This window comes from Paenibacillus terrae (genome assembly GCF_000943545.1).
In the GTDB taxonomy this organism is placed as follows: Bacteria; Bacillota; Bacilli; order Paenibacillales; family Paenibacillaceae; genus Paenibacillus; species Paenibacillus terrae_A.
On the sequence record NZ_JTHP01000205.1, the window covers coordinates 1 to 394 of the forward strand.

The window sequence follows — 394 nt, forward strand, 5'->3', positions numbered from 1 at the left end:
AGGGTAACGATCCCCCCGCTATATCCTGCTGGAGGCACAACGTCGTGGTCGACGATCAGTACATCCGCTTTACTGTCATCCAGCATGTAATGAATCCGTTCTTCCGGGTATTCCGGGTCAATCGGCACATAGGCCGCCCCGGTTTTCAGCACACCAAGAATCCCTGCAATCAGCATCGCTGAACGCTTCATGGTGATGCCTGCAATTGCCCCTTTGCGCAGGCCTTTCTGACTCAATACGATCGCAATTCGATTGGCAGCCGCAAGCAGTTCACCATATGTCATGACCGTATTTTCATCAACAATCGCCACGGCTTCCGGCGTCCGCACCGCTTGTTCTTCAAACAGGTCGACAATGGTTTTGTCATGCGAATATGCGGCAACCGTCTGGTTTC

At 52.8% G+C, this 394-nt stretch carries 1 protein-coding gene; it reads right to left on the bottom strand.

The annotated features are described in order from the left end of the window. Positions 1-394: AMP-binding protein (locus QD47_RS29680; RefSeq protein ID WP_044649498.1), on the bottom strand; the 394-nt coding region annotated here is incomplete at both ends.